This window comes from Xanthomonas sp. CPBF 426 (assembly GCF_903989465.1).
GTDB lineage: Bacteria > Pseudomonadota > Gammaproteobacteria > Xanthomonadales > Xanthomonadaceae > Xanthomonas > Xanthomonas euroxanthea.
The window spans coordinates 769,488-796,105 of record NZ_LR861805.1 but is presented as its reverse complement, the minus strand read 5'-3'; the positions used below and the strand labels follow the sequence as shown (position 1 = coordinate 796,105).

General features: G+C 66.5%; 24 protein-coding genes and 1 pseudogene. 8 read left to right on the top strand and 17 right to left on the bottom strand.

The features are described 5' to 3' along the window. Positions 1-8 precede the first annotated feature (8 nt). From H7A87_RS03335 to ubiE, 4 genes are all read right to left on the bottom strand, one after another. Positions 9-728 carry a hypothetical protein gene (locus tag H7A87_RS03335; protein WP_119129557.1) on the bottom strand — a complete coding sequence of 240 codons (720 nt, stop codon included), beginning with the start codon at positions 726-728 and terminating at the stop codon, positions 9-11. A gap of 427 nt (positions 729-1,155) precedes the next feature. Beyond that, positions 1,156-3,117: a M1 family metallopeptidase gene (locus H7A87_RS03330; RefSeq protein ID WP_180496983.1), complete on the bottom strand. Its 1,962-nt coding sequence runs from the start codon at positions 3,115-3,117 to the stop codon at positions 1,156-1,158. A gap of 240 nt (positions 3,118-3,357) precedes the next feature. Further along, positions 3,358-4,248, bottom strand: coding sequence for a GGDEF domain-containing protein (locus tag H7A87_RS03325; protein ID WP_180496880.1), 891 nt, complete (start codon positions 4,246-4,248; stop codon positions 3,358-3,360). Positions 4,249-4,465: 217 nt separating this feature from the next. Next, positions 4,466-5,227, bottom strand: coding sequence for a bifunctional demethylmenaquinone methyltransferase/2-methoxy-6-polyprenyl-1,4-benzoquinol methylase UbiE (gene ubiE, locus H7A87_RS03320; RefSeq protein ID WP_016903622.1), 762 nt, complete (start codon positions 5,225-5,227; stop codon positions 4,466-4,468). An 87-nt stretch (positions 5,228-5,314) separates the two neighbouring features. On the opposite strand from ubiE, the gene H7A87_RS03315 reads away from it, so the two are divergent. The 5 genes and pseudogenes from H7A87_RS03315 to H7A87_RS20955 all read left to right on the top strand — a co-directional run bounded on the left by H7A87_RS03315 (position 5,315) and on the right by H7A87_RS20955 (position 9,484). After that, positions 5,315-6,964, top strand: coding sequence for an MFS transporter (locus H7A87_RS03315; protein ID WP_119129554.1), 1,650 nt, complete (start codon positions 5,315-5,317; stop codon positions 6,962-6,964). Further along, complete coding sequence (locus H7A87_RS03310) at positions 6,961-8,049, top strand: HlyD family secretion protein (RefSeq protein WP_119129553.1); 1,089 nt, start codon at positions 6,961-6,963, stop codon at positions 8,047-8,049. The genes H7A87_RS03315 and H7A87_RS03310 overlap by 4 nt, the downstream gene beginning before the upstream one ends. 26 nt (positions 8,050-8,075) lie before the next feature. Then, entirely contained in the window at positions 8,076-8,576 is a 501-nt protein-coding gene (locus H7A87_RS03305) for a GNAT family N-acetyltransferase (protein ID WP_119129552.1), read from the top strand. Next, positions 8,573-9,028 carry a nucleoside deaminase gene (locus H7A87_RS03300; protein ID WP_119129551.1) on the top strand — a complete coding sequence of 152 codons (456 nt, stop codon included), beginning with the start codon at positions 8,573-8,575 and terminating at the stop codon, positions 9,026-9,028. Before H7A87_RS03305 ends, H7A87_RS03300 begins: the two co-directional genes overlap by 4 nt. Before the next feature lie 174 nt (positions 9,029-9,202). Further along, a pseudogene (locus tag H7A87_RS20955) lies at positions 9,203-9,484 on the top strand (hypothetical protein). A gap of 148 nt (positions 9,485-9,632) precedes the next feature. Here H7A87_RS20955 and hslU read toward each other — a convergent pair. From hslU to H7A87_RS03255, 9 genes are all read right to left on the bottom strand, one after another. After that, positions 9,633-11,000, bottom strand: coding sequence for an ATP-dependent protease ATPase subunit HslU (gene hslU, locus H7A87_RS03295; RefSeq protein WP_119129549.1), 1,368 nt, complete (start codon positions 10,998-11,000; stop codon positions 9,633-9,635). A 109-nt stretch (positions 11,001-11,109) separates the two neighbouring features. Further along, on the bottom strand, positions 11,110-11,661 hold the full coding sequence (gene hslV / locus H7A87_RS03290) for an ATP-dependent protease subunit HslV (protein WP_005997221.1): 552 nt from the start codon (positions 11,659-11,661) through the stop codon (positions 11,110-11,112). Between the two features lie 267 nt (positions 11,662-11,928). Then, positions 11,929-12,486 (bottom strand): DUF1203 domain-containing protein, encoded by a 558-nt coding sequence (locus H7A87_RS03285; protein ID WP_232087918.1) that lies wholly within the window; start codon positions 12,484-12,486, stop codon positions 11,929-11,931. 163 nt (positions 12,487-12,649) lie between these two features. Then, on the bottom strand, positions 12,650-13,537 hold the full coding sequence (gene xerC, locus H7A87_RS03280; protein WP_104583753.1) for a tyrosine recombinase XerC: 888 nt from the start codon (positions 13,535-13,537) through the stop codon (positions 12,650-12,652). Between the two features lie 78 nt (positions 13,538-13,615). Then, the gene (locus tag H7A87_RS03275) at positions 13,616-14,287 is read right to left on the bottom strand and encodes a DUF484 family protein (protein WP_164739002.1); all 672 of its coding nucleotides are present in this window, start codon (positions 14,285-14,287) and stop codon (positions 13,616-13,618) included. Continuing rightward, complete coding sequence (gene dapF, locus H7A87_RS03270) at positions 14,287-15,138, bottom strand: diaminopimelate epimerase (RefSeq protein WP_104583751.1); 852 nt, start codon at positions 15,136-15,138, stop codon at positions 14,287-14,289. The genes H7A87_RS03275 and dapF overlap by 1 nt, the downstream gene beginning before the upstream one ends. Further along, positions 15,128-15,382, bottom strand: a complete 255-nt coding sequence (locus H7A87_RS03265; protein WP_104583750.1) for a lipoprotein — start codon at positions 15,380-15,382, stop codon at positions 15,128-15,130. The genes dapF and H7A87_RS03265 overlap by 11 nt, the downstream gene beginning before the upstream one ends. Positions 15,383-15,421: 39 nt before the next feature. Beyond that, on the bottom strand, positions 15,422-15,820 hold the full coding sequence (locus H7A87_RS03260; RefSeq protein WP_119129548.1) for a YbaN family protein: 399 nt from the start codon (positions 15,818-15,820) through the stop codon (positions 15,422-15,424). A gap of 116 nt (positions 15,821-15,936) precedes the next feature. Continuing rightward, positions 15,937-18,051 (bottom strand): S9 family peptidase, encoded by a 2,115-nt coding sequence (locus H7A87_RS03255; RefSeq protein ID WP_164739779.1) that lies wholly within the window; start codon positions 18,049-18,051, stop codon positions 15,937-15,939. A 150-nt stretch (positions 18,052-18,201) separates the two neighbouring features. On the opposite strand from H7A87_RS03255, the gene H7A87_RS03250 reads away from it, so the two are divergent. Continuing rightward, the gene (locus tag H7A87_RS03250) at positions 18,202-19,386 is read left to right on the top strand and encodes a pyridoxal phosphate-dependent aminotransferase (protein ID WP_119129730.1); all 1,185 of its coding nucleotides are present in this window, start codon (positions 18,202-18,204) and stop codon (positions 19,384-19,386) included. Between the two features lie 348 nt (positions 19,387-19,734). On the opposite strand, the gene H7A87_RS03245 is transcribed toward H7A87_RS03250, so the two are convergent. Both H7A87_RS03245 and H7A87_RS03240 read right to left on the bottom strand, forming a co-directional pair. After that, positions 19,735-21,828 (bottom strand): prolyl oligopeptidase family serine peptidase, encoded by a 2,094-nt coding sequence (locus H7A87_RS03245; RefSeq protein ID WP_119129547.1) that lies wholly within the window; start codon positions 21,826-21,828, stop codon positions 19,735-19,737. 68 nt (positions 21,829-21,896) lie between these two features. Then, on the bottom strand, positions 21,897-22,208 hold the full coding sequence (locus tag H7A87_RS03240; RefSeq protein WP_119129729.1) for a hypothetical protein: 312 nt from the start codon (positions 22,206-22,208) through the stop codon (positions 21,897-21,899). 309 nt (positions 22,209-22,517) lie between these two features. On the opposite strand from H7A87_RS03240, the gene H7A87_RS03235 reads away from it, so the two are divergent. Next, a complete protein-coding gene (locus H7A87_RS03235; protein WP_104583747.1) occupies positions 22,518-23,087 on the top strand; it encodes a lipocalin family protein in 570 nt (189 codons plus the stop codon). A gap of 7 nt (positions 23,088-23,094) precedes the next feature. Here H7A87_RS03235 and H7A87_RS03230 read toward each other — a convergent pair whose 3' ends face one another. Continuing rightward, positions 23,095-24,060 (bottom strand): YafY family protein, encoded by a 966-nt coding sequence (locus H7A87_RS03230; protein ID WP_024940221.1) that lies wholly within the window; start codon positions 24,058-24,060, stop codon positions 23,095-23,097. Between the two features lie 294 nt (positions 24,061-24,354). Between H7A87_RS03230 and H7A87_RS03225 the strand changes: the two genes are divergently transcribed. After that, positions 24,355-25,155 carry a DUF481 domain-containing protein gene (locus tag H7A87_RS03225; RefSeq protein ID WP_104583746.1) on the top strand — a complete coding sequence of 267 codons (801 nt, stop codon included), beginning with the start codon at positions 24,355-24,357 and terminating at the stop codon, positions 25,153-25,155. 496 nt (positions 25,156-25,651) lie between these two features. Here H7A87_RS03225 and hemC read toward each other — a convergent pair whose 3' ends face one another. Beyond that, entirely contained in the window at positions 25,652-26,566 is a 915-nt protein-coding gene (hemC, locus tag H7A87_RS03220) for a hydroxymethylbilane synthase (protein WP_119129546.1), read from the bottom strand. Positions 26,567-26,618 lie beyond the last annotated feature (52 nt).

The following is a 26,618-nucleotide window of genomic DNA, read 5'->3' as shown; positions in this document are numbered from 1 at the left end:
GGTCGTGCCTACTTCCAGCCCGGCATCTGGGTGGTCTCCAGGCCGCCCACGTCGAACTCTGCCGTGCGCGTGCCGCCGGCCTTCACCGGGAACGCGATGCTGATGCGCTTGGCGTTGCGCACCAGCGTCCACAGCGCCTTGTCGTCGTCGATGAACATCGCGATCGCTTCGTCGGTATCGGGTCGGTGCGCGGCCATCGCGCGTGGTGCGCCACCATCGGCCGAGACCTGCACCTTGCAGCCGCGATAGCAGTTGAAGTCGCCGGCCTTGAGCACGAGATAGCTGTGGCGCTTCCACTGCGGGTGATCGCGAAACACCAGGCTCACCGGCTTGGGGCCGCTGCCGTCGACATCCACGCGGCTCTTGGCATCGATCATCGCCGAGCGCTGCGTGCCGCCCTTGGCCGGCACTTGCGAGTACTGCCACAACGCCTGCATGCGGCGCAGTTCGCGCGCCTGTTCGCCCTTGGCCTTGATGTCGGCATAACCGGGCTCGATACGTATGGCCGCCGCCGTGCCCGGAAACCCTTCCAGCACCGCGGCGCCATGCGCACGCGCCATGTCCCAGTTTTCGGCCTTCACTGCCTCGTCGTATTGCTTGGCGAGTGCATCGGCATCGTGTTCCTTGGCTTGCGCCTGCGCGGTTTCCTGCGCCTGGCGTTGCGCCTCGCGATCAGTACAGCCACTCACTGCAGCGACGCACAAGGCCGCACTCAGCAGATACTTCATCGTCGACTCCGGAATGCATGAAAAGCAGCGGCAACGATACCAGCCTGCCCGCATGCCCCGCGATCAACCGCCGCAAAGCGTAGGAGCGCACCCGGGCGCGACGGGCTTTCCCGGTGGAGCCCCGTCGCGCCCGGGTGCGCTCCTACGGCGGTGGTTGCAGGCACGATGCGGCGATGGAAGCGGCGGGCGGGCATGCACCACGGCGCGACTGCATCGTCGGTTCCGGAAGGCATGGACGGCAGCGGCAACGATACCGGCCTGCCGCACCACCCGCGATCAGCCACCCCGCATCGTAGGAGCGCACCTGGGCGCGATCGGGTTTCACCGGGAAAGCCTGTCGCGCCCGGGTGCGCTCCTACGGCGGTGATTGCAGGCACGATGCGGCGATGGAAGCGACGGAGGGCGTCTGCACCGCCCTCCTCTGCCATTACGGCTGCGGCTGCGGCTGCGCCGGCGGTGCCGACTTGGCCTTGGCGATCATCTCGGCCACCGATGCGGTGGTGATCGGGTGGTAGCCGGGCTTGGCCTTTTCGAAGGCCTGTTCGGCAAAGGCGATGCCGTCCGGGGTCTTCAGCAGTTCTGTGTAGATCGGCAGCACCAGCTTGCGGCGGCCGACGCGTTCGATGAACTCACCGGCGGCGGTGCGCGCATCGGTGTAGCCGCTGCGGATCGCCAGCGGGTACCAGCGCATGGCAATCTCGCCGTTTGGTGTGCCGGTGAAGTGATAGGCATCATCCAGCTGCTTGAGCTGCTCGGGCTTGAGCGTGGCGCCCATGCCGCTGAGGAAGTGCACCCACTCCTGCGTGCCCCATTCGCCGGTGACCTGCTTGCTCGGCAGCGTGCCGCTGCCACTCCAGGCAATGCGCGCGGTGTCCACGATCGAGAAGCTGCGCGAGCGCGCCTTGGTGGCGAAGGCCGGGATGCCCGGCTGCTTCAGCCACGCATCCACCTCGGCCGCGCTGACCGTGTTGGGATGCTTGTCCAGCAGGTTCTTCCTGAGGTAGTCGACGAACTGGTCGGTGGTGGCGCTCTGGAACGCATGATCGTCGAACCAGCCGCGCAGGAACGGGTCGAACACCGCGCGCCCGAAGCGCTGCTCCAGGAACTGCAGGAACCACGCACCCTTGACGTAGGCCACCTGGCTCAGGGCCTCGTCGGGGTCGCGCTCGGCCAGCGGCGGCAATGCCAGCGCCTGGTCGGCCGGCGCCATGTCCTTCACTTCGGCCAGCAGATCGCCCTGGTCGATCTCGCGCTCCATCTCGGCCATCTCCGCGCCGTACAGCGCCTCGGTGATGCGCGCCTGCACGTAGGTGGTGAAGCCTTCGTTGAGCCAGATGTCCTTCCAGCTGGCATTGGTCACCAGGTTGCCCGACCAGCTATGCGCCAGTTCGTGGGCCACCAGCGAGACCAGCGACTTGTCGCCGACGATCACGGTGGGCGTGGCGAAGGTCAGGCGTGGATTCTCCATGCCGCCGAACGGGAACGACGGCGGCAGCACCAGCATGTCGTAACGGCCCCAGCGATACGGGCCATAGAGTTTTTCGGCGGCGCCGATCATCTTTTCGGTGTCTTCGAATTCCTTGGCGGCCTTGTCGGCCATGGCCGGCTCGGCCCACACGCCCGAGCGTGCGGAAATCGGCTTGAACACCACATCGCCGGCGGCGATCGCCAGCAGATAGGACGGAATCGGCTCGGGCATCTTGAAGCTGTAGTCGCCGTCGCGCGCGGCCTTGGGGTCGTTGTCGGCGCTCATCAGCACCATCACGTCCGGGTGCGAGGTCACATGCGCGCTGTAGGTGAAGCGCACGCTCGGGGTGTCCTGCAACGGCACCCAGCTGCGTGCGTGGATCGCCTGCGACTGGCTGAACATGAAGGGCAGCTGCTTGCCTTCGGTCATCGACGGCTCCAGCCACTGCAGGCCGGAGGCGGTCGGTGCGGTGTGATAGGTGATCACGACCTTGGCCGGCTGAGTCGGCGCTTCGATGGTGAGCTTGCTGCCGAAGGTCTTGTCGGCCGGCGCCAGCGCGAACTGCAGCGGTGCCAGGCCGCCCTTGCCGTCGTCGGCCTGCACCTGCGCGATGCTCAGCTCGCGCGTGTCCAGCACCAGTTGCTTGGCGGCCTTGTCCTTCCACTGCAGCGTATAGGTGGCCGTGCCGCCGATCTGCTTGCTGTCGAAGTCCAGCTTCAGGTCCAGCGCCAGATCCTTGATGACCACCAGCTGCGGCTGGGCGTAGGAGCTCTCATCGTGGTTGCGGGCGTCTGCTTTCACGGGGGCCTTGGCAGTGGTGGCCGGCGCGGCGGTGCTGGCGGCCGGCGGCGTGGACTCATTGGAACAGCCGGCCAGCGCGATGGACACGGCCAGGGACAGCGACAGGAACGGGAAGCGCATCGACGGCACCGCAGCGAGGGAATTGGGCATTTTAACGCCACGGGCCTTTGCCTGCCCGTGTGGCGCCAGGCGAGCACCTGGCGGCTGGTCAAGCTGCGGCGGCAAAGGACCACGCCCATGTCGCTGCCTGGGCCGGCGCGAACCGTCTGCGCCCGCCGCAGCGGTAGCGTGATGCATGCCGCCGGTGCGCAGCCGCGCAGCAGCCTGCGGCCCGCCCGCCAGGTGATCTCCGGATCGCGCCTAGACCACCGGATGGCTGCGCGGGCTGTCATGCCCGTCGCGTACCAGACGCCGGCCGCCGGAAAACTTGGCGCGATACATCGCCGCATCGGCGCGGCGATACAGCTCAGTGGCATCCAGGCCCCGCTCGCACACCGCGCTGCCGGCGCTCACATGCAGCGGCGCCTCGTCGGCATCCTCGCGTTCGAGCATCGACAGCCATTGATTGAGCTTGAGCGTGGCGTCGTCTTCGCTGGCATGCACGCCGATCAGGAATTCATCGCCGCCCCAGCGCCCGATCCAGTCCTGCGCGCCCAGCCAGCCGTAGGCCGACTCCACCAGCCTTACCAGCACGCGATCGCCGGCCATATGGCCGAAGCGGTCGTTGATCGGCTTGAGGTTGTCCATGTCCAGCACGAACAACACGAACGGCCAGCCTTCGCGTTGTGCGGCGGTGACCGAATCGCGCATCGCCTGCTCGCAACCGCGCCGGTTCAAGGCCTCGGTCAGCGGGTCGAACAAGGCATGCTTCTTCAGATCGCGCATGCCGGCATCGATGCCACGCAGGCTGCGATTGATTCCGCGCAGCAAGCGCCCCAGCTCGTCGTCGCCATGTTCGGGCAGGCTGGGCAGACGTTGGTCGGCGTAATACGCATCCAGGGCGTCGGCGGCGATGCGCAGCGGTGCGAGCAGGCGATACAGCGCCGACAAGGTGGCCGCGGTGCCTGCCAGCGTGGCCAGCAGCGCCACGATCACCACCGACCACAGCGGGCGCCCGCTCAACTCGCTCTGCGCGGCCAGCCAGGCGATCAACAACAGCAGCGGCAGGTGGATGCCGACAAAGGTCACCGCCAGCAGCTTGGCACTGAAGGAGCGGGGAAACACGCGCGACAACCCTGCGTACAAGCGCATCCACGTCTCCGACAAAAGAGCGCCTAGTGTCGCCGACCGTTGGTGGAGCCGACGCGACGGGAGTCTCAAAAGTTTGTCGGCAAACGCACACGCGCAGACTGCAATCGTGCGGCAAGCGAACACGAGCATGGCGTGCTCGTGCGATGTCCGGCGCGCGGTACCCGGCGCGGGATGTGCGCCGGGCGGGATGCTCAGACACGCACCCGCCCGATCCGGTTCAGATCTTGTAGCCGGAATGGATCGCCACGATGCCGCCGGTCAGATTCTTGTAGTGGCAACGCGCGAACCCGGCCTCGCCCATCATGCCCTTGAGCGATTCCTGCGGCGGGTGTTTGCGGATGCTTTCGGCCAGGTACTGGTAGCTGTCGGCATCGCGCGCGAACAGCTGGCCCAGCCTGGGCAGGATCTTGAACGAGTGGAAATCGTAGATCGGCTTGAACCAGTCGGCGGTGACTTCGGAAAATTCCAGCACGCGCGCCTGCCCGCCCACCTTCAACACGCGGTACATCTCGCGCAGCGCGGCGTCCTTGTCGGTGACATTGCGCAGGCCGAAGGAGATGGTCACCAGATCGAAGCTCTGATCCGGGAATGGCAGCGCCTCGGCATTGCATTGCACGTAATCGAAGCCGGCCACCAGGCCGCGGTTGGTCAGCCGGTCGCGGCCCACCGACAACATGCCGGCGTTGATGTCGCCCAGCACCACCGCGCCTTCGTTGCCGACGCGCTCCTTGAGCAGCACCGCGATGTCACCGGTGCCGCCGGCCAGATCCAGCACACGGTCGCCCGGCTTCACCTGCGCGGTCGCCACGAAGTAGCGTTTCCATGCTCGGTGCACGCCCAGACTCATCAGATCGTTCATCAGGTCGTAATTGCGCGCGACCGAGGTGAACACTTCGCCGACCAGCTTCTGCTTGTCCTTGGCAGCGACATCGCGGAAGCCGAAATGGGTGGTACCGGAGGTATAGGGGGATTCGCTCATGGGCGGATTATCGCACTGCTGACGCCGCCATGACCGCAACCGGACCACAATCGCTGTCTTCCCTGCGACCGGCCCTGCGAGCCCTGCGTGCACGACAAGTACGTCCAGCGCGACTGGCAGCCCCACGAGAAGCCCACCCTGCCCGGGTCGGCCTCCACGCCCCTGCATTCCACCCGGCGCCGCATCCAGTACGGGCTGGTGGGCGTGGTGGTGGCGCTGACCGGCGGGCTGAGCAATGCGCTGGTCACCGCCAACCTGACCTATCTGCAGGGCACGCTGGGCGCCTACGCCACCGAAATGGCCTGGCTGCCGGCCGCCTACGTGATGACCAACATGTCGGCCAACCTGCTGCTGGTGAAGTTCCGCCAGCAGTTCGGGCTGCGGCGCTTCACCGAGATCTTCCTGGCGCTGTATGCGGTCATCGCCTTCGCGCACCTGTTCGTGCACAGCCTGAGCTCGGCGATCACCGTGCGTGCCGCGCATGGACTGGTGGGCGCGGCGCTCAGTTCGCTGGGGCTGTATTACGTGATCCAGGCGTTTCCGGCCCGGTACCGGCTCAAGGCCGTGGTGACCGGGCTGGGGGTGACCCAGCTGGCGCTGCCATTGGCGCGGGTGTTCTCCACCGATCTGCTGGAATTTGCACAGTGGCAGGGCCTGTACCTGTTCGAACTTGGCCTGGCGGTGTTCGCGCTGGCCTGCGTGCTGGCGCTCAAGCTGCCGCCGAGCGATCGCTATCGCGTGTTCGAGCCGCTGGATTTCCTCACCTTCAGCCTGTTCGCGGCCGGTGCGGCCGGCCTGGCGGCGGTGCTGTCGCTGGGGCGGCTACTGTGGTGGACCAGCACGCCGTGGCTGGGCGTGGTGCTGGCGGCCTCCATCGTGCTGCTATGCACGGCGGCGTGGATCGAGCACAACCGCCGCAACCCGATGATCAACACGCGCTGGCTGGCCAGCGGCGACATGCTGCGGCTGGGTCTGGCGATCCTGCTGATCCGGCTGGTGCTGTCCGAGCAGAGCACCGGCGCGATCGGCTTCTTCCAGACCCTGGGGCTGGCCAACACGCAGTTGCAAACCCTGTTCGTGCTGATGCTGCTGGGCGCGGTGGTTGGCGTGGCCGCCAGCGCGTGGCTGATCAACCCGGCGCGCGTGGCCGAGCACCTGATCATCGCGGTGGCGGCGATCTGCATCGGCTGCTTCATGGATGCCCATGCCACCAGCCTCACCCGCCCGGAGCAGATGTACGTCAGCCAGTTCCTGCTCGCCTTTGGCAGCACCTTCTTCATCGGCCCGGCGATGGTGGCCGGGCTGGGCCGGGTCATTGCCCAGCCGGCCAATCTGATCAGCTTCATCGTGCTGTTCGGCATGGCGCAGAACATGGGCGGCCTGCTCGGCAGCGCACTGCTCGGCACCGTGCAGGTCGTGCGCGAGAAATACCATTCCAGCCAGCTGGTCGAGCATCTGACCCTGACCGACCCGCAAGTTGCCGCACGCGTGCAGGCCTATGCCACCCTGTACGGCCGCAGCATCGGCGACCCGGCCCTGCGCCAGGCCCAGGGTGTCCGCGCCCTGGGCAGCGTGACCACGCGCGAGGCCAACGTGCTCGCCTATAACGACGTGTTCCTGTTGATCGGCTGCATCGCCATCGCCACCGGGCTGTGGATCCTGTCCGTGCTGGTGTGGCGGCGTTATCTGCGCCCACCCGCTTCGCCCCCTTCTCCTGCTTCCAGTCCACGCCCATGAATACACCTGCAGATTCAACCCCTGCTGCCGATCGGCAACGTCGCAGACGTCGTCGCATCGGTGGCGTGATCGGCTTTGGCGGGCTGGCCCTGCTCGGCGTCGCACTGGTGCTGTATGCATGGCGGTTGCCGCCCTTCGTCAGCGCCGTCGAGCGCACCGAGAACGCGATGGTGCATGGCCAGATCACGGTGATCGCGCCGCAGGTCAGCGGCTACGTCACCGAGGTGCCGGTGCAGGACTTCGCCCACGTCAAACACGGCCAGTTGCTGGCCAGAATCGACGACCGCATCTACGCCCAGCAGCTCGAGCAGGCCAGGGCGCAACTGCAGACCGCGCAGGCCAACCTGTCCAACTGGGACCAGCAGCGGCATAGCGCCGCTGCCACCATCGCCGAACAACGTGCCGCACTGAGCAGCAACCAGGCCCAGCGCGACCGCACCCGCTCGGCCTATGCGCGCGCGCAGCAGCTGGCCGACCAGAAACTGGTCTCCGAACAGGACCGCGACACCGCCTTCGCCGCACGGGCGCAGGCCGATGCCGGCGTGGCACAGGCACGTGCCGCAGTGCAGGCCGCCGAAGAAAACGCACGCAGCGTCACCGTCAATCGCGCCGCGCTGGAAGCGGCAGTGGCCAACGCGCAGGCGGCGGTGCAATTGGCGCAGATCAATCTGGACAACACCCGCATCCTTGCCCCGCGCGATGGCCAGCTGGGCCAGCTCGGCGTACGCCAGGGCGCCTACGTCACCAATGGCACGCAGCTGATGGCGCTGGTGCCGGACACGCTGTGGATCGTGGCCAATTTCAAGGAAACCCAGATGGCGAAGATCCGCATCGGGCAGCGCGCCAGCTTCACCGTGGATGCGCTGGACAATGCGCGCCTGCACGGGCGCGTGCAGGACATCTCCCCGGCCGCCGGCTCGGAATTCAGCGTACTGCCGGCCGACAATGCTACCGGCAACTTCGTCAAGATCGCCCAGCGCATTCCGCTGCGCATCAGCGTCGATCCCGACCAGCCGCTGGCACCGCGGCTGCGCCCGGGCATGTCGGTGGTGGTGGCGATCGATACCGGCAGCGCGGTCGACTGAGGCGACACAGCCGCTATGATGCGCTGATGTCGTCCCTGCCCCCACCCTCGCTGCACTGGCAGTGCCTGCGCTTCGACCAACTGAGCACCACGCAGCTGTACGCGCTGCTGCGGCTGCGCTCGGATGTGTTCGTAGTGGAGCAGCAGTGCGCGTATCCGGAGCTGGATGGCAAGGACAGCCTGCCGGGTGTGCTGCATCTGCTCGGTAGCACCGACGACGGTGCGTTGGCCGCCTATCTGCGCGTGCTACCGCCCGGTGTGAGTTACCCCGAGCCGAGCATCGGCCGGGTAGTGATTGCCGCCACGCAGCGCGGCCACGGCTTTGCCCATGCACTGCTCCGCGAAGGCTTGCGCGTGGTGCAGCAACACTGGCCTGCCAGCGCCGTGCAACTCGGCGCGCAAGCGCACCTGCAGGCGTTCTACGCCGCACATGGTTTCACGCCCTCGTCCATGCAGTATCTGGAAGACGGCATTCCCCACATCGACATGCTGCGTCGCGCCGACGCTGCCAACCAGGAGCCTGCATGATCACCACCCCCGACTACTGCGCCCTGCTCGACACCGCCATTGCCGAAGCCCGCCAGGGCCTGGCCGAAGGCGGCATCCCGATCGGCGCGGCGCTGTATCACAACGACGGGCGCTTGCTCGGCTGTGGTCACAACCGCCGCGTGCAGGAAAACGATCCTTCCGTGCATGGCGAAACCGATGCCTTCCGCAAGGCCGGCCGTCAGCGCCGCTACAAGGACACCATCATGGTCACTACGCTGGCGCCCTGCTGGTACTGCAGCGGACTGGTGCGCCAGTTCAATATCGGCACCGTGGTGGTCGGCGAGTCGGTCACCTTCCAGGGCGGGGTGTCCTGGCTGCGCGAGCATGGCGTCACTGTCATCGACCTGCAGAGCCAGGAATGCATCGACCTGCTGGGCGGCTATATCGCCGCCAACCCGGACGTGTGGAACGAGGATATCGGCGAGGACTGAGCGGTTTGCCGGATTTAGCAGGTTGGCTGTGCAGTGCAGGCGACTGCCAAGGTGAGGGCCAGTTGCAGAGCCGATGATCTGCGCCTTCGTTGCAGGGTGTGATCTGCAACCTGGCTGCAGGGCCCTTGCCCGCCCACCATCGCGGGACACGCCGCAAGTACGTCCTTGTAGGCTCTGGCGCGGCATCCATGCCGCTCAAGGTCCCGCGACGGTGAGCGGGCAAGGGCCAGTCGAGATCGTCGGTGTGCATGGTGGAGCAGTGCTGGATGCGCCTCGTTCGATCATTGAAGCATCGGCTACAGGTCTGATGCACACCACACGACAGACAGCTTTTTTAGATGAGCGCCGACCAATTGTCTGGTGCGGTGTCCTCGCCGGTTGCGGGACCGTGTGGCGGCATGGATGCCGCCACCGAGCCTCCACGGATGGATTCACGGCGTGTCCCGCACGCGGTGAGGGCGTCGCGCCCTCCACCGACTCGGCTTTTGACTGCATCTGCCAGCATGCATCGTCCCGTGATGCGTTCCTGCCGCGCTTGCACTGCATTTCACGGCAGACACCATACGCGCATTGCATTGCGCATCTGCGCGCGGGTGCACTGCGATCAGAGGATGTAGCGGCTCAGGTCCGGATCCTGCACCAGCTCGCCTAGCTGCGCATCGACATAGGCCGCATCGACGGTGACGCTCTGCCCGTCACGGTCCGGTGCCTCGTAGCTCAGCACATCGAGCAGACGCTCCAGCACCGTGTGCAGGCGGCGCGCGCCGATGTTTTCCTGCCGCTCGTTGACCTGTGCGGCAATCTCGGCCAGGCGTTCCACCGCATCGGCGCCGAAGGTCAGGCGCACGCCCTCGGTCTGCAGCAAGGCCTCGTACTGCTTGATCAACGCCGCCTTGGGCTCGGTGAGGATGCGCACGAAATCGGCCTTGGTCAGCGCGGTCAACTCGACGCGGATCGGAAAACGGCCCTGCAATTCGGGAATCAGATCGCTGGGCTTGGCCAGGTGGAATGCACCGGAGGCGATGAACAGGATATGGTCGGTCTTGACCGTGCCGTACTTGGTCGACACGTTGGAGCCTTCCACCAGCGGCAGCAGATCGCGCTGCACGCCCTCGCGGCTGACATCGCCGCCATTGGAGCCGGCCTCACCACGCTTGGCCACCTTGTCGATCTCGTCGATGAACACAATGCCGTGCTGCTCGCAGGCCTCGATCGCCGCCGTGCGCACATCGTCTTCGTTGACCAGCTTGCCGGCTTCTTCTTCGATCAGCAGCGGGCGCGCGGCCTTGATGGTGAGCTTGCGCTTTTGCGACTTGCCGCTGCCCAGGTTGGAAAACATCTGCCGCAACTGCTGGCCCATTTCTTCCATGCCCGGCGGGGTCATGATGTCCATGCTGGCATTGACCGCCACTTCCAGCTCGATCTCGCGCTCGTCCAGTTCGCCACTGCGCAGCATGCGGCGGAACTTGATGCGGGTGTCGTTGTCCTGCGACGAGGGCTCGTTGCGTGCTGCTTCCGGATCGAAGCCGATACCGGCCGCACGGCGCGGCAGCAGCGCGTCCAGGATGCGATCTTCGGCCCGCTCTTCGGCCTGGTTGCGCACGCGCACCTTGGCCTGTTCGCGATACAGCTTGACCGAGGTATCGGCCAGATCGCGGATGATCTGCTCCACATCCTTGCCGACATAGCCGACCTCGGTAAAGCGCGTGGCTTCGACCTTGACGAACGGCGCATTGGCCAACGTGGCCAGGCGGCGTGCGATCTCGGTCTTGCCGACGCCGGTCGGGCCGATCATCAGGATGTTCTTGGGCATCACCTCGTTGCGCAGCTCTTCGGGCAGCTGCATGCGGCGCCAGCGATTACGCAGCGCGATGGCAACCGCACGCTTGGCATCGTGCTGGCCGACGATATGACGGTCGAGCTCCTGCACGATTTCGCGCGGAGTCATGGTTGAGCTATCGGGATTTGGCATTGGGGAATCGAAAATGGGGAAAGGGGAACCGCAAGCGCGAAATCAAGAGCCTCTGTCGTCGGGGTGGAACCGAAACCGCCATTGCGATTCCCGATTCCCCACTCCCGATTCACAGCTCCTCGACCACCACATTGCGATTGGTATAGATACAGATATCGCCGGCGATATTGATCGCTTCGGTGGCGATGGTCTTGGCATCGAGCTCGGTGTGCGCCAGCAGCGCGCGAGCGGCCGACAAGGCGTACGAGCCGCCCGAACCGATGGCGATGATGCCGTCTTCCGGTTCGATCACATCGCCGGTACCGCTAATGATCAACGAGGTTTCTTTATCGGCGACCGCGAGCAGCGCTTCGAGCTTGCCCAGGCGGCGCTCGGTGCGCCAGTCCTTGGCCAGCTCCACAGCGGCGCGGGTCAGTTGTCCATGCTTGTCGAGCTTGGCTTCGAACAGCTCGAACAAGGTGAACGCATCGGCGGCGGCACCGGCAAAACCGGCCAGCACCTGCCCTTCGCGGCCGAGCCGGCGCACCTTGCGCGCATTGCCTTTCATGACGGTGTGGCCGAGGGTGACCTGGCCATCGCCGGCGACGGCGACATGCCCGCCACGCCGAACCGAGATGATGGTGGTGGCGTGAACGATGTTGGGATTCTGGCTGGGATCCATGGGTCCTCCGGGGGTTTCCCATGAGGTGGGGACGCCCCTGCCGGGTTCAAGCGCGCTGCGACCAGGCGCCGCATCTAGGCGGGGGTGAGTGCGCCCTACGCGCGCGACAGCGTCCGCCCGGGACTGCTCCCGGCACCTTCGGCGCATCAGCGCCCGCAGGCCTGCTTCGGGCAGATGGGCCGCGGTCTACACGACATCCGGCCTGCCATCGGCCGATCCATCGCCCGTGCCTACCCTCGCCACACGCCGGGGTGCTGGGCGAGGATTTCAATCACGCTCAGTCCCCGCAACGCGATCGGCGCGGCACGCGTAACAGCCCTGACGGGCGTGATGCAGGTGCACGTAGGCGATCTGCGTATCGTCCAGGCACGCGTGCAACCACGCTGCGACGTGGTCGCCTGCACACACCTCGGCGTTCACCAGATGATGGCGATGATCGTAGGCGCGCAGCGAGATCAGCCGCGATTGGATCGCAGCCGGCACCGCGTCGGGCTCCAGCCGTGCGGGCACCGCTGCGGCACGCACAAAGATCGGCCCGCTCGCGCGGTAGGGCGAGTCGGCTGCCTGATGCAGATACGGCAGCAGCAGCAACTGCTCACCTGCGCGCGCATCCTGCAGGCTGACACGACACGGAAATCCGTGATCGGCATCGGCGATCACACGTATTGCGTGGTGGATGGTCAACGCAACGTCATCGAGTCCGTGCAGATGGGCGAACAGAGCCGGATCGAGCCCGGTCAAACGAAACGAGGTCATGACGATCTTCCAGAGGCGGAAGCGCAGCGTGACGCACGCGTGCCGGCCCTGCTCGCCGCCTTCGGACATGGCAGCACCTGAGTGCGGTCAAGCCCCTCTCGCACCGGCGGAGAGGCGATAGCTGCGGTGGTCGGCCGGCGACGTGCATCAACTGCCTGTGGCTGTCCATCACGCAATCGGCAGATCCTTGCGCTGCGCACCAGGCATCGCAACGTCAGGCGCTGCATCCCGCCTAATCGGCGGCTTTCTTGCGCTTTGCACGCGGATGCGCGGCGTCGTAGACCTTGGCCAGATGCTGGAAATCCAGATGCGTGTAGATCTGCGTGGTGGCGATATCCGAATGCCCAAGCAACTCCTGCACACCACGCAGGTCGCCGGAGGACTCGAGGATGTGGCTGGCAAAACTGTGCCGCAGCATATGCGGATGCACGTCCTTGAACATGCCCTGGCGTACCGCCAGTTGCTTGATGCGGATCTGCACTGCGCGTTGCGAAATGGCTCCGCCGGCGCGGCCGGGGAATACATGCGTGTCGGCACGCCCGCCGCTGTCGCGCAGCCATTGGCGCAAGGCGCCGATCGCATGCGAGCCTACCGGCACCAGGCGCTGCTTGCCGCCCTTGCCGAGCACCATCACCAACCCGCTGTCCAGATCCAGATCACGCCAGCGCAGCGCGCAAAGCTCGCTCAGGCGCAGCCCGGACGAATAGAACAGCTCCAGCAAGGCGCGATCGCGCAGGCCCAGCGGCGCATCGGTCGGCACCTCGACCAGACGCACCGCCTCGTCGGCATCCAGCACCTGCGGCAACTTGCGTGGCGCCTTGGGCGCACGCAGCGCCGCGGCAGGACTGGCGGCAATGCGGCCATGCCTGAGCAACCAGGCGTAGTAACTGCGGCATGCCGACAGACGGCGCTGCAGGCTCTTGGGCGACAAGCCGCGCCGGTGCTCGGCCGCGACGAATTGCCGCAACTGCGCGCTCTCCAGCTGCGCAACATCGTCGATGGCCTGTTCGCCGGCCCACCCCACCAACGCGGCGAGATCGCGCCGGTAGGCATCCAGCGTATGCGCAGACACCTGCCGCTCGACCTGCAGATACGCCAGGAAATCGTCGACCGACGCCACCTCAGACTCCTCGTTGCCACGTCATCGGCGCCGCCATCCAGCGCAGGCGGCACACATCGGCGCAGCCCGCGCCACGCATCATGTATCGAAGCGCTGCAAGGCCACGCTCAAGGACTCGCCCATCATGCGCAGGAACAAGGTGCCCATGCCGGGATAGAAGCGGTTGGCGTCGCTGCTGCCGACCGCAATCAAGCCGATGCCGGGCAACGGCAGCAGCGCGGTGGATTGCACGTCGGCGGCCTGGCCGGCATACAGCAGCGCATGTTTTTCCGTCTGCAGGCGGCCGCAGATCGGCTCGCCGTCGCCCAGGCAATCGCGGAACGGGGCAAGCCGCGCGTCATCGGCGGCAATGACCTGCAGCCAGTCGGCCTCCAGGCCGGCAACCGGCTTGAGCAACACCAGCCGTACCAGTTCGCCGTTGAAATCCTCCGCCAGCGAGGCGGCCATCGCCTTGAGCGTGTCGGCCGCGCTGGTCTGGCGCATCAGCGCCAGGGTCAGTTGATGCGTGCGCACGGCCAGGCGTTCGTTGTCCTGCGCATTGTGGCCAAGCTCGTGCAGGCGCCGCGACAGCTCGCGATTCTTGTCGCGCAGCACTTCCAGCTGGTAGGTAGCCAGCGACGCGGTCGGGCCGTCGTCGCGCGGCACCAGCAGGCTCACTGCCAGGTCCGGGAACTGCTTGAGGAAGGTCGGATGGCGCCGCAACCAGGTTGCCACGTCGTGCGCGCCGAATTTGTCCGTGTTCTCGCTCATCAGTTCCACTCTCCATCGAAGACGAACACGGCCGGACCGGACATCACCACCTGCTGCTGATCGCCGTCCCAACGGATGCGCAGTTCGCCACCGGGCAAGGACACCTGCACGTCGCGCTCGACACGGCCACGCTGCATCAGCACCACCGCCGCCGCGCATGCGCCGCTGCCGCAGGCCAGGGTTTCGCCGACACCGCGCTCGAACACGCGCAGGCGCACGTGCGTGGGGTCGACAACCTGCACGAAGCCGACGTTGACCGAATCGGGGAACGCGGCGTTCTGCTGCAGCGAGGCGCCGACGCGCTCCACTGGCGCCGCATCCACCCGCCCCACTTCCAGTACCGCATGCGGATTGCCCATCGACACCGCGCCAAAGCGCACGGTTTCGCCATGCACCGGCAGCGCGTACTCCTCGCGCGCGCGCGCAAAGCCGGCCAGCGGGATCTGTGTGGGCTCGAATTGCGGCACGCCCATCGCCACCGCGTAGGTGCCTGCGTCCAGACGTTGCACGCGGTGGGAGGTGAACGGGCTATCGATGACGAAATCATCGCCCTGCGCAGTGCCGTCGCGCATCAGCCAGGCCGCCACACAGCGCGCGCCGTTGCCGCATTGGCGCGCGGCCGTGCCGTCGGAATTCCAGATGCCGTAAGCGGCCACCGCCTCGCTGCTGCGCGGATGCTCGATGGTCAGGATCTGGTCGCAGCCCACGCCGAAATGGCGGTCGGCCAGATGTGCAGCCAGCGCGGCATCCGGCGGCGGCGTGCCGTCGCGCAGGTCCAGCACCACGAAATCGTTGCCGGCGCCATGCATCTTGGTGAAACGCAGGCGCCCGCTGCGACCGTCAGCGCTCATTGCCGCTGCTAGCGGGCTGGTCGGTGGTGGGCGCGGGCTGCGGATCGGTGTTCACCGGCGCAGGTGCCGGGTTCGACTCGTCCAGCGGTTGCGGCGCGTCCGGCGGCTGCGGCACGGGCTGGGCTTCCACCGGCACCGGCTTCTGCGGCATCACCAGCGGGCCCTTGTTGCCGCAGGCGGCAAGCAGGACAAAGGTCGCACCAACCAGTGCGAGGCGAACGGATGGTCGGGACAGAAGGCTCATGCGTCGAAGTATAGCCAGAACACCCTGACTGACGTGTGCTCAGCGCGGCGCCGAGATCGCGCGCGGTGGCGGCTCGGGACGCAGCCACAACCAGATCGCCACCACCGCCATGCTGCCGATCGACACGCACTTGACCCAGAACACCGGCACGCACCACAGCATGATGGCGGCGCACACGCTCATGGTGAGCGTGGCCATCCACTTGGCCTTGCGGCTGACTGCACGATAGGTCTGCCACTCGACGATCGCCGGGCCGAAGCGCGGGTGCGAGAGCAGCCAGGTGTGCAGGCGCTCGGAGCCATGCGAGGCGGCCCAGGCGGAAATCAGGATGAACACGGTCGTCGGCAGGCCGGGCACAAAGATACCGACGATGCCGGTCGCCAGGCTGGCGTAGGCCAGCACCCACCAGGCCCAGCGGAATCGAGTCGGTCGCGTCATGGGTAAATGATACGGCCAGCCGGCGTTGAGGTGGCCTGGCGTCGGTGTTGGATCCAGCCACCTGCTCTTACCAATCCCCAATCCCCAATCCCGACTCCCCGATCCCCGCCCCGCAGCTACCTGACCCCAAGCTGCTCCAGCACAAACGCATACGACTCGGCGAGTTCGCGGTAGCGGCGGAAACGGCCGGACTTGCCGCCATGGCCCGCTTCCATGTTGGTGCGGAAGACGATCGGCTGGGTGCCGGTGTTGTCGTCGCGCAGCTTGGCCACCCACTTGGCGGGCTCCCAGTACTGCACCTGCGAATCCCACAGGCCGGTGCCGACGAACAGGGCCGGATAGGCCTGCTTGGTCACGTTGTCGTACGGGGAGTAGGACAGCATGTAGTCGTAATAGGCCTTCTTTTCCGGGTTGCCCCACTCGTCGTATTCGTTGGTGGTCAGCGGGATGCTGGCATCGAGCATGGTGGTGACCACGTCGACGAACGGTACCTGCGCAACCATCACGCGGTAGTCCTGCGGGGCCATGTTGGCCACCGCGCCCATCAGCAACCCACCGGCGCTGCCGCCGGAGGCGGCGACGCGATCCTTGGCGGCGTAGCCCTGTGCCACCAGGCCGCGGGTGACGTCGATGAAGTCGGTGAAGGTGTTCTTCTTGTGCAGCAGCTTGCCGTCGTCGTACCACTGGCGGCCCATTTCCTGGCCGCCGCGGATGTGCGCGATGGCATACACCACGCCACGGTCCAGCAGGCTGATCGCCGGCAGGTTGAACGCCGGGTCCATCGACATGCCGTAGCTGCCGTAGGCGTACTGGAACAACGCGGCACTGCCGTCCTTCTTGAAGCCCTGCTTGTACACCAGCGACACCGGCACCTTGACGCCGTCGCGCGCGGTCACCCAGACGCGCTCGGTGACGTACTTGCCGGCGTCGTAACCGATCACCGGCTGCTGCTTGAGCAACTTGCGCTCGCCAGTCTGCGTATTGAGTTCGTACGTCGTGGCCGGCGTGGTCAGCGAGGTGTAGCTGTAACGCAACCATGCGGTGTCCGGCTCGGAATTGATCGCCAGGCCCATCGAATACGCAGGCTCATCGGCCTTGACGTACTCCTGGCTGCCGTCACGCTTGAGCAGGCGCACGCGTTCCAGGCCGCCGGAGCGCTCCTCGACCGCGGTGAAGCCATCGAACAGCTCGAAATTCTCGATGTAGACCTTGTCATCGTGCGCCACCCAGTCGGTCCACTGCTTGCGCGTGGTCGCGTCGGTAGGTGCGGTCACCAGCTTGAAATTCTTGGCACCATCGGCATTGGTGCGAATCACCCAGCGGCCGTCGAAATGCTCGGGGTGATATTCGACATCGCGCTGGCGCTTGGCCAGCAGCGTGAACCGCTCCGGATTGTCGGCCGGCGCGTAACGCGTCTCCGACGACACCGTGCTTTCCACGCCGATGGTGATGTACTTGTCGTCGCGGGTACGGCCGATGCCCATGTAGAAGCTGTCGTCCTTCTCCTCGTAGACCAGCACGTCGTCCTTGGCGGGCGTGCCCAGCACGTGTTTCTTCACGCGCACGGTGAGCAGCGTTTCCGGATCGTTTTCGACATAGAACAGGGTCTTGTTGTCGTCGGCCCAGACCACGTTGGGCGACACGCCTTCCACCGTGTCCGGATAGATCTCGCCGGTGTCCAGGTTCTTGAAGCGGATCGTGTACTGGCGGCGGCCCACCGCATCGTCGGCCCAGGCCAGGATGCGATTGTCCTGGCTGACCTCCGCATCGCCGACGCTGAAGTACCCCTTGCCCTGCGCCATCTGGTTGACGTCGAGCAGGATCTGTTCCGGCGCCTCCATGCTGCCCTTGCGACGCGCCTGGATCGGGTAGTCCTTGCCGGCTTCGAAGCGCGTGTAATACCAGTAGCCACGCTCGCGATACGGCACGCTGGCGTCGTCCTGCTTGATGCGCCCGACGATCTCGGTGTACAGCGTGTCTTCCAGCGGCTTGAGCGGCGCCATCACCGTGTCGGTGTAGGCGTTCTCGGCATTGAGATAGGCCAGCATCGCCTTGTCCTCACGCTTGTCGTCGCGCAACCAGTAATAGTCGTCATCACGGGTGGCACCGAACGGGGCCTTGACCACATGCGGACGCTTGGCCACGTCCGGCGGCGATGGCAGAGCTGCGAGGGCGGAAGGAACAGATGTGGTCATCAGGCTGGCGATCAGAAAAGAGAGGACAGGCTTCATCAGATTGGGGTCCGTTAGATGAACGCAATGCCATCCCAGCGCCCGAGTGTAGAAGAGACCGGCGCGCAGCGTCATGTGCCAGGGGGGCTGGTAGCGCGCTTTCCCGCGCAGTAACAAATCCCGCGCCGCCGCTGGTCTACCATCATGGCGATGGATACCAAGCCTCCGCACTTCTCCGGTTACAGCCGCCGCAGCCAGGACATCGCCCCGTTTCATGTGATGGCGCTGCTGGCGCGCGCCAATGCGCTGGAACAGGCCGGCCACGATGTGATCCACCTGGAAATCGGCGAGCCGGATTTCACCACCGCCGCACCGATCGTCGCGGCCGGACAGGCCGCACTGGCGGCGGGACACACCCGCTACACCGCTGCACGCGGCCTGCCCGCGCTGCGTGCCGCCATCGCCGGCTTCTATGCGCAGCGTTATGGCTGTGATCTCGACCCGGAACGGATCCTGGTCACGCCGGGCGGCTCCGGTGCATTGTTGCTGGCCAGCAGCCTGCTGGTCGACCCGGACAAACACTGGCTGCTCGCCGACCCCGGCTATCCGTGCAACCGGCACTTCCTGCGCCTGGTCGAAGGCGCCGCGCAACTGGTGCCGGTCGGCGCAGACACCGATTACCAACTGACGCCTGGCCTGGTCGAGGCCTGCTGGAACGCCGGCAGCGTCGGCGCACTGGTCGCCTCGCCCGCAAACCCCACCGGCAGCGTGCTGTCGCGCGCGCAACTGGCCGGCCTGTCGCAGGCGCTACATGCACGCGGCGGGCATCTGGTGGTGGACGAGATCTACCACGGCCTGACCTATGGCATGGACGCGCATAGCGTGCTGGAAGTGGACGACAGCGCCTTCGTGCTGAACAGTTTCTCCAAGTACTTCGGCATGACCGGATGGCGCCTGGGCTGGTTGATCGCCCCTCCGGCGGCGGTGCCCGAGCTGGAAAAACTCGCGCAGAACCTCTACATCAGCGCCTCCACCATCGCCCAGCACGCCGCGCTTGCCTGCTTCACGCCCGAGAGCATCGCCATCTTCGAAGCCCGCCGCGCCGAGTTCCGGCAACGCCGCGACTATCTGCTGCCGGCGCTACGCCAGCTCGGCTTCGATATCGCCGTCGAACCGCAGGGCGCGTTCTACCTCTACGCCGACATCAGCGCATTCTCGGACGATGCCCAGGCCTTCTGCGCGCATTTCCTGGAAACCGAGCATGTCGCCTTCACCCCCGGCATCGACTTCGGCGTCCACCGCGCCAACCAGCACGTGCGCATCGCCTATACGCAAAGCCTGCCGCGGCTGGAGCAGGCGGTGGCGCGGATTGCGCGTGGGTTACAAGGCCTTTGATCAGACGGCCGGCAGTGCGCACGGCTCCTCTCTCCGGGTAGCGCCTGGCCCTAGCAGCAGGTTCACTGCGCCGATGGAAACAGCCGTGACTGCTGCTGGCCGCTGTTTTTGCACTGCTGTTTGCGGGCAGGCCTCGCGCTGAAGCGAGGCCAGCACCGCAGCCGCGCCTGGCAGTACGTGCGCCCCGTCCCGGCGTCGCCGGTTGCGTGCGCACGCACCCTCATCCGCCCTTCGGGCACCTCCCGGCGGGAGAAGGAAAAAAAGCCCTGGCCACTTGGCCCAGGGCTTCTTCAAGGCACCGCATGAGCAACGCGATCGCGTTACCGACTGCGTTCGATCAACGCCTGATCAATCCGCCAGTCGCTCCCACAGGAAGCTATAGGCCAGCGCCGCCATGTGCGCTGCCTGCGCGTTGTTGGCCGCGCCGCCGTGGCCGCCTTCGATGTTTTCGTAGTAGGTCACGTCCTTGCCCGCCTCGATCATCTTGGCGGCCATCTTGCGCGCGTGGCCCGGATGCACGCGGTCGTCGCGGGTGGAGGTGAGGAAGATCACCGGCGGATAGGTCTTCTTCGGATCGAACAGGTGATACGGCGAGAAGGTCTGGATGAATTTCCAGTCGTCGGTGTCCGGGTTGCCGTATTCGGCCATCCACGAGGCACCGGCCAGCAGATGGCTGTAGCGCTTCATGTCCAGCAGCGGCACCTGCACCACCACCGCGCCGAACAGCTCCGGATACTGGGTCAGCATGTTGCCGGTCATCAGGCCGCCATTGCTGCCGCCCTGCACGCCTAGGTGCCTGGTCGAGGTGATCTTGCGCGCGACCAGGTCCCTGGCCACCGCGGCCATGTCTTCATAGGCCTTGTGGCGGTTCTGCTTGAGCGCGGCCTGGTGCCAGCGCGGACCGTATTCGCCACCGCCGCGGATGTTGGCCACCACGTAGACGCCGCCCTTCTCCAGCCAGGCGCGGCCCAGTCCGCCGGAGTAATTCGGCGTCATCGAAATCTCGAAACCGCCGTAGCCGTACAGCAGGGTCGGCGCGCTGCCATCGAGCGTCAACGCCTTGGGCCGTACCAGGAAATACGGCACGCGGGTGCCGTCCTTGCTGGTGGCGAAGTGCTGCTCGATGCTGTCCTTGCCGGCATCGAAGAACGCCGGCATGGACTTGAGCGGCTGCGGCGCGCTGCCCACCTCCACCCACGACAAGGTGGTCGGGGTCAGGTAGTCGGTGACGGTCAACCACAGCGCGTCGCTGTCGTCGCTGTCCACCGCGCCGACATCGACGGTACCGAATGCCGGCGCACCGACGAAGGCGCTCTTCTTCCAGCCATCCTGCGTGGGCGTGATCACGCTCAGGCGGTTCTTGACGTCTTCCAGCACGTTCAGTACCAGGTGCGACTTCGTCCACGCCGTGCCGGCCAGCGACGTGCTGTCGGTGGGCTCGAACAGCACATCGAAGCTGCGCTTGCCGGCCATGAAGTCGTCAAACCGCGTCGCCAGCAACGAGCCGGCCTTGTAGGTCTTGCCGCCCACGGTCCACGGGTCGCGCAGCTCCAGGGTCAGCCATTGCCGCTTGACCGACTTGCTGGCCGAGTTGGGGGCGTCCACCTTGACCAGCTTGCCGTCGGCACCCTTGAGGTACAGCTCCTCGTTGTAGAAGGCCAGCGTGCGGCTGACGAAATCGCGCTCGAAGCCGGGCGTGTCGTCATGCATCGCCGCGATGTACATGTCGGTGGGCTTGCCCTCGTACACCACCGTGGCGGCGCTGAGCGGGGTGCCGCGCTTCCATTGCTTGGCGATGCGTGGATAGCCGGAGCTGGTCATGCTGCCGGCACCGAAATCGGTGAACACGTAGACGGTGTCCTGGTCGATCCAGCCCAGCCCGCCCTTGGATTCGGGACGGAAGAAGCCGTCCTTGACCCACTGCTTGCCGGCCAGGTCGAACTCGCGGGTGACATCGGCATCGGCGCCGCCGCGCGACAGCGCGATCAGGCAGCGCTGGTAGTCCGGGCGCAGGCAGTCGGCGCCGTGCCAGACCCAGTTCTCGCCTTCGGCCTTGTTGAGCGCATCCAGGTCCAGCACCGTTTCCCACTTGGGCGCCGGCTTGCGGTATTCGTCCAGCGTGGTGCGCCGCCACAGGCCGCGCTCGTGCTGCTTGTCCTTCCAGAAGTTGTAGTAGTACTCGCCGATCTTCTGCACGCCCGGGATCTTGGCATCCGAATCCAGCACCTCGCGGATGCTGGTTTCCATCTGCTTGAAGGCCGGCGTGGCGGCCAGGCGCGCCTCGGTCTTGGCGTTCTGGGCCTTGACCCAGTCCAGCGACTTGGCACCGGAGACATCTTCCAGCCAGGCGTAGGGATCGTTGGACACGGCGGTTTCCTCTGCAGAGACGGCGCCAGCGGTGATCAGACCGGCAACCAGGCAGATCGAGGCGAGTTTGGACATGAATGTTTCCGGGAGAACGAACGCCGGGAACGTAGCATAGCCCTCCGCCCGCCCGACCCTGCCGAAGGTCAGGCCGCGCGCACCTGTGTCGCCGCACGCGACGTGCTGCGTCGGCGTTGCGCCTGCGGCCCGCGCCGACGTGGCGCGCCGCGTCGCGCACCGGGCCGCGCCAGGGTCGGCAGCGCGAACCGATGCAGGCTCCACCAGGCCAGCATCGGCATGCCGACCAGCCACAGCGGCAGCCAGCCGATCCATTCGCTGTGGCCGCGCGCGGCCGGCCATACCAGCACCAGGGCCAGGCCGGCCAGGGCGATCTGCCGGACCGGGCGCAGCACGCGCGGGTCGGGACGTTCGGAACGACGGGAAGGATGAATCGACATGGCGGCACTCCGTGGCAGGAAGGATCGGAACAGGCCGGCAGGATTGCCTGCGCCCATCTCACCGGCTGCGACCTGGCCGCGAAACCAGCAAAAGCTCCGGTACCAAGGCGCTCCGGCACGGCAGCGGCAGCGCTCCAGGAGACGCGACCAGCAACGCCAGGCCGCCAACGGCACCCTCTTCCGTACCCAGACCCAGTCCCCCGGCTGCCGCGTCTGAGACAGCCGCGTGCGCCAGACCCGACCGTTGACGCGAACTTGCCCCCTGCATGCGGTAGTGTGCTGCTCCAACTGCCCCTTTGTGATGTTGCGATGCGCCTGACCGTTACGATCGCCCTCGCTTTTCTGTTCGTCCTCGGCCTGCCCGTGGCATCCGCCAAGGACACGCCTGCCAGCGAGCCGGCAGTCGATCTGTCCAAGATCATGGGCACCTGGTACGTGATTGCGCGTATGCCCAATCCGGTGGAGCGTGGCCACGTCACCAGCCGCGACGAGTACACCCTGGTCGAAGACGGCAAGGTGGCGGTGCGCTATCTGTACCGCGAGGGCTTCGGCGAGCCGGAAAAGGAGGTCAACGCGCGCGCCTCGGTGGACGCCGAGAGCGGCAACCGCGATTGGCGGGTGTGGTTCTACAAGGTCATTCCGGCCAAGCAGCGCATCCTGGAAATCGCGCCGGACGGCTCCTGGATGCTGATTTCCTATCCCGGCCGCGACCTGGCCTGGATCTTCGCGCGCAAGCCGGACATGAGCCGCGACCAGTACCGCAAGCTGGTCGACAAGATGCGCGACGACTATTCCATCTACACCGACAAGCTCAAGCGCGTGCCGCAGTTGCGCGAGCAGGTGGACCGCCTGGGTTTTGAAGTGCCAAGCAAGCGCTGACGCACGCTCAGTCGTAGTTGCTCAATGCCAGCGATAGCAGCGCCTTGGCCTGCTCGCGCAGCGAGACCGGCTCGACGATCTCCGCATCCGAGCCGTAATGCAGCACGTCCATCAGCAGCTCGCGCGAGTTGCTGTAGGGCACCTTGAGCTCATAACGGCCATCGGCCAGAAAGCGGCCCTGCTGCTTGGAATGCCAATGCTCGTCGGCAACCCAGCGCGCGGCCTTGGCACTGAACACGATGGTGGCCCAACCCTTGGGCGCGCCGGAAAAGATGCCGTAGCTGGCCGCCAGCTGCTCGTCCAGCTCGCTGTCGGGCACATCGCGCGGCACGCTCTCGAGCAGCCGCGCGTGATTGATGCGGTCCACCGCAAAGCTTCGCACGCCATCGCGGCCGTGGTCCCAGGCGTCCAGGTACCAGTTGTCGCGGTAGTGGGTGATGCGCTGCGGAGACACGGTGCGCTTGGTCGATTCGTCGGTGGAACGGGCGCGGTAATCGAAGCTCAGCTGCTTGCGCTCCAGCACACCCGAGGCGACGGTGCGGAAGCTGGCCTCGTCCAGCTTGCGGCCGCGGTGCGGAATCACCCGCACCCGGTCCACCGGCCATTGCGACACACCGGCCTGGGCGGCCAGCAACCCTTCGATGCGTTGCTGCAGCGGCGCCAGCATCGAGGACAACACCCCGCCGCCGGTGCGCGCCAGCAATTGCTGGGATGCCAGCAGCGCGTGCAGTTCCTCCGAACTCAGCCACAGGCCAGGCAGCTCGAAGCGATCGCTTTCGCCAGAGAGATAACGGAACCCCGATTCGCCGTCGCCTTCCACCGGCGCCATCAGCGCATCGCGCAGGAACGCCAGATCGCGGTACACGGTTGCGCGGGAACAGCTCAGCTCATCCTGCAGCCGCGCCACCGTGACCGGGTAGCGTGCCGACTTGAGCAAGCGATGCAGGGAATTGATGCGTTCGTAGCGGTCCATGCGTCGATTATGTCCGAGTCTTTGCGTGGCGGGGTGAGCGTCGCTGTCTATCGCAATCATGCCCGCATCGACGCCGCCGCGGCGGTGCCCCCGTGGCCGGCGCGTTCGCCTGTGCTGCGCGCGGGCCGGATCTGCCTGCGAGGTGCGCAACCGGGCCAGCGCTGCCGTTCCGGAGCCGGCGCCCCAACCTCTTCTGAAGCGTAGCGTTCACTTGCTCATGACGCAGCCGCTCAGTCCGTTATCATGAAATCGCTTCCACCCTTCTTCGCCCCTGTCCTCCAAAGCGAGCCGCCCATGTCCCGCCGTGCCCCGTTGTCTGCCCTGCTGCCCCTGTTGTTGATCACGCCCACCGTCTGGGCCCAGGCAGTTGCACCGGCACCGGCGGACCCCGCTGCCGCCGTGATGCCGTCGCCGTGGAGCGGGAGCAGTGGCGAGCTCGGCTACGCCGCCGCCCATGGCAACAGCACTACTGACAGCCTCAACGGCCGGGTCCGCTTGCGCTACACCGACGGCGACTGGATCCATAGCCTGGATGCCACCGCACTGCGCTCCAGCTCCGAGTACACCAATACCAACGACGACGGCAGCACCTCGCGCGAACGCCAGACCACGGCCGAGCGTTACACCGGCAGCGCCGGCAGCGCGCTGCAGCTGGGCGAACACCGCCAGCTCACCGCCACCGGCCGTTACGAACACGACGACTTCGCCACCTACGACCGCCTGGCCACCTTCGGTATCGGTTACGGCACGCGCCTGATCGATGCCGAGCGCTTCTATCTGGATGCACAGATCGGCCCGGGTATCCGGCGTGCACACAACAGCGACGAAGACCGCAACGAGACCGGCCTGATCGGGCGCGGGCTGTTCGACCTCAAGTACACCGTCACCGACAACACCGACCTGATCAACACGCTGCTGGTGGAATCGGGCGAATACAACACCTACGCGCAGAACGATTTCGGCGTGCAGGTCAGCATGAACTCGCACTTCGCGCTCAAGGCCGCCTGGCAGATGCGCCACAACAGCGAGGTCAGCGACGGCGACAAGAAGACCGACACGCTGACCACGGTGAACCTGGTCTACACGTTCAAATAAGCAACCGCGCCCTGTAGGAGCGGACCTGGCCGCGAGGAGCCTTCCCGGTAAAGCCTCTCGCGGCCGGGGCCGCTCCTACGAAGAGCGGTGCCTTTGGCGGACAGGCCGCGACGCGGCGGTCGATCGCCCCACGTTCGAATACGCAGCCGCGCCCTGTAGGAGAGGACCTGGCCGCGAAGGGCTTTCCCGGTAGAGCCTCTCGCGGCCGGGGCCGCTCCTACGAAGAGCTGCTCCTACGAAGAGCGGCGGCTTTGGCGGACAGGCCGCGACGCGGCGGTCGATCGGTCCCACGTTCGAATCCGCAACCGCGCCCTGTAGGAGCGGACCTGGCCGCGAAGGGCTTTCCCGGTAAAGCCTCTCGCGGCCGGGGCCGCTCCTACGAGAGCGGGCGTCGCATGAGGGCGGGTATTGCTTGCTTGGCGGCGAGGGCTGGACTTGCACCTGCCGCCATCTCGATGCCGACTGCGTTACAGGTACAGGTGACGCGGCGGCGTGGTTACAGCTCTGCCAGCAGCTGCGCGGCGCCCTTGTCGAACAGGCCTTGTGCGACCAGGCGGCCCAGTGCCTCGGTGTCGTCGGCGCTGCCGTGCGCCTCGGCGTGGATCAGGCGTCCGTCGCTGGCGCTGCCGACCATGCCCTGCAGGAACAGGCCCTGCCCCTCCCAACGCGCGAATGCCGCCACCGGTACGTGGCAGCTGCCGTGCAGCGCGCGATTCATTGCCCGCTCCGCTTCCACGCAGGCGCGCGTGCGGCCGGCATCCAGCACCGCCAGCAGGCCGTGGATGCGCGCATCGTCACCACGGCATTCCACCGCCACCGCGCCCTGGGCCGGCGCCGGCAACCAGTCGGGGACGTCCAGGCGCGCGGTGATGCGTGCATCCAGGCCCAGCCGCTGCAGGCCGGCGCAGGCCAGCACGATGGCGTCGTAACCGCCGTTGTCGAGCTTGGCCAGGCGGGTGTTGACGTTGCCACGCAGGTCGATCAATTCCAGATCCGGGCGCGCGGCGCGCAACTGCGCCTGACGCCGCAGGGAGGACGTACCCACGCGCGCGCCCAGCGGCAGCGCCTGCAAGGTGGCGTAGAGGTTGGACACCAGCGCATCGGCCGCATCGCCGCGCTCCATGATCGCCGGCAGCACGAAGGGCGCGTCCAGCTCCATCGGCACGTCCTTGAGCGAATGCACCGCGCAATCGGCCTCGCCGCGCAACATCGCCAGCTCCAGCTCCTTCAGGAACAGACCCTTGCCGCCGATCGCGGCCAGCGAGCGGTCCAGCACTTCATCGCCACGGGTGCTCATCGGCACCAGCGCGACCTCCAGCCCCGGGTGGTGCTGGCGCAGCGCAGTGGCGACGTGTTCGCTCTGCCAAAGGGCGAGCGGGCTCTTACGGGTAGCGATGCGGAGCGTGGTCATCGGGCCATTATCACGGACCGGGCGCGGAACTCCTACCTGGGCAGCACGCCGG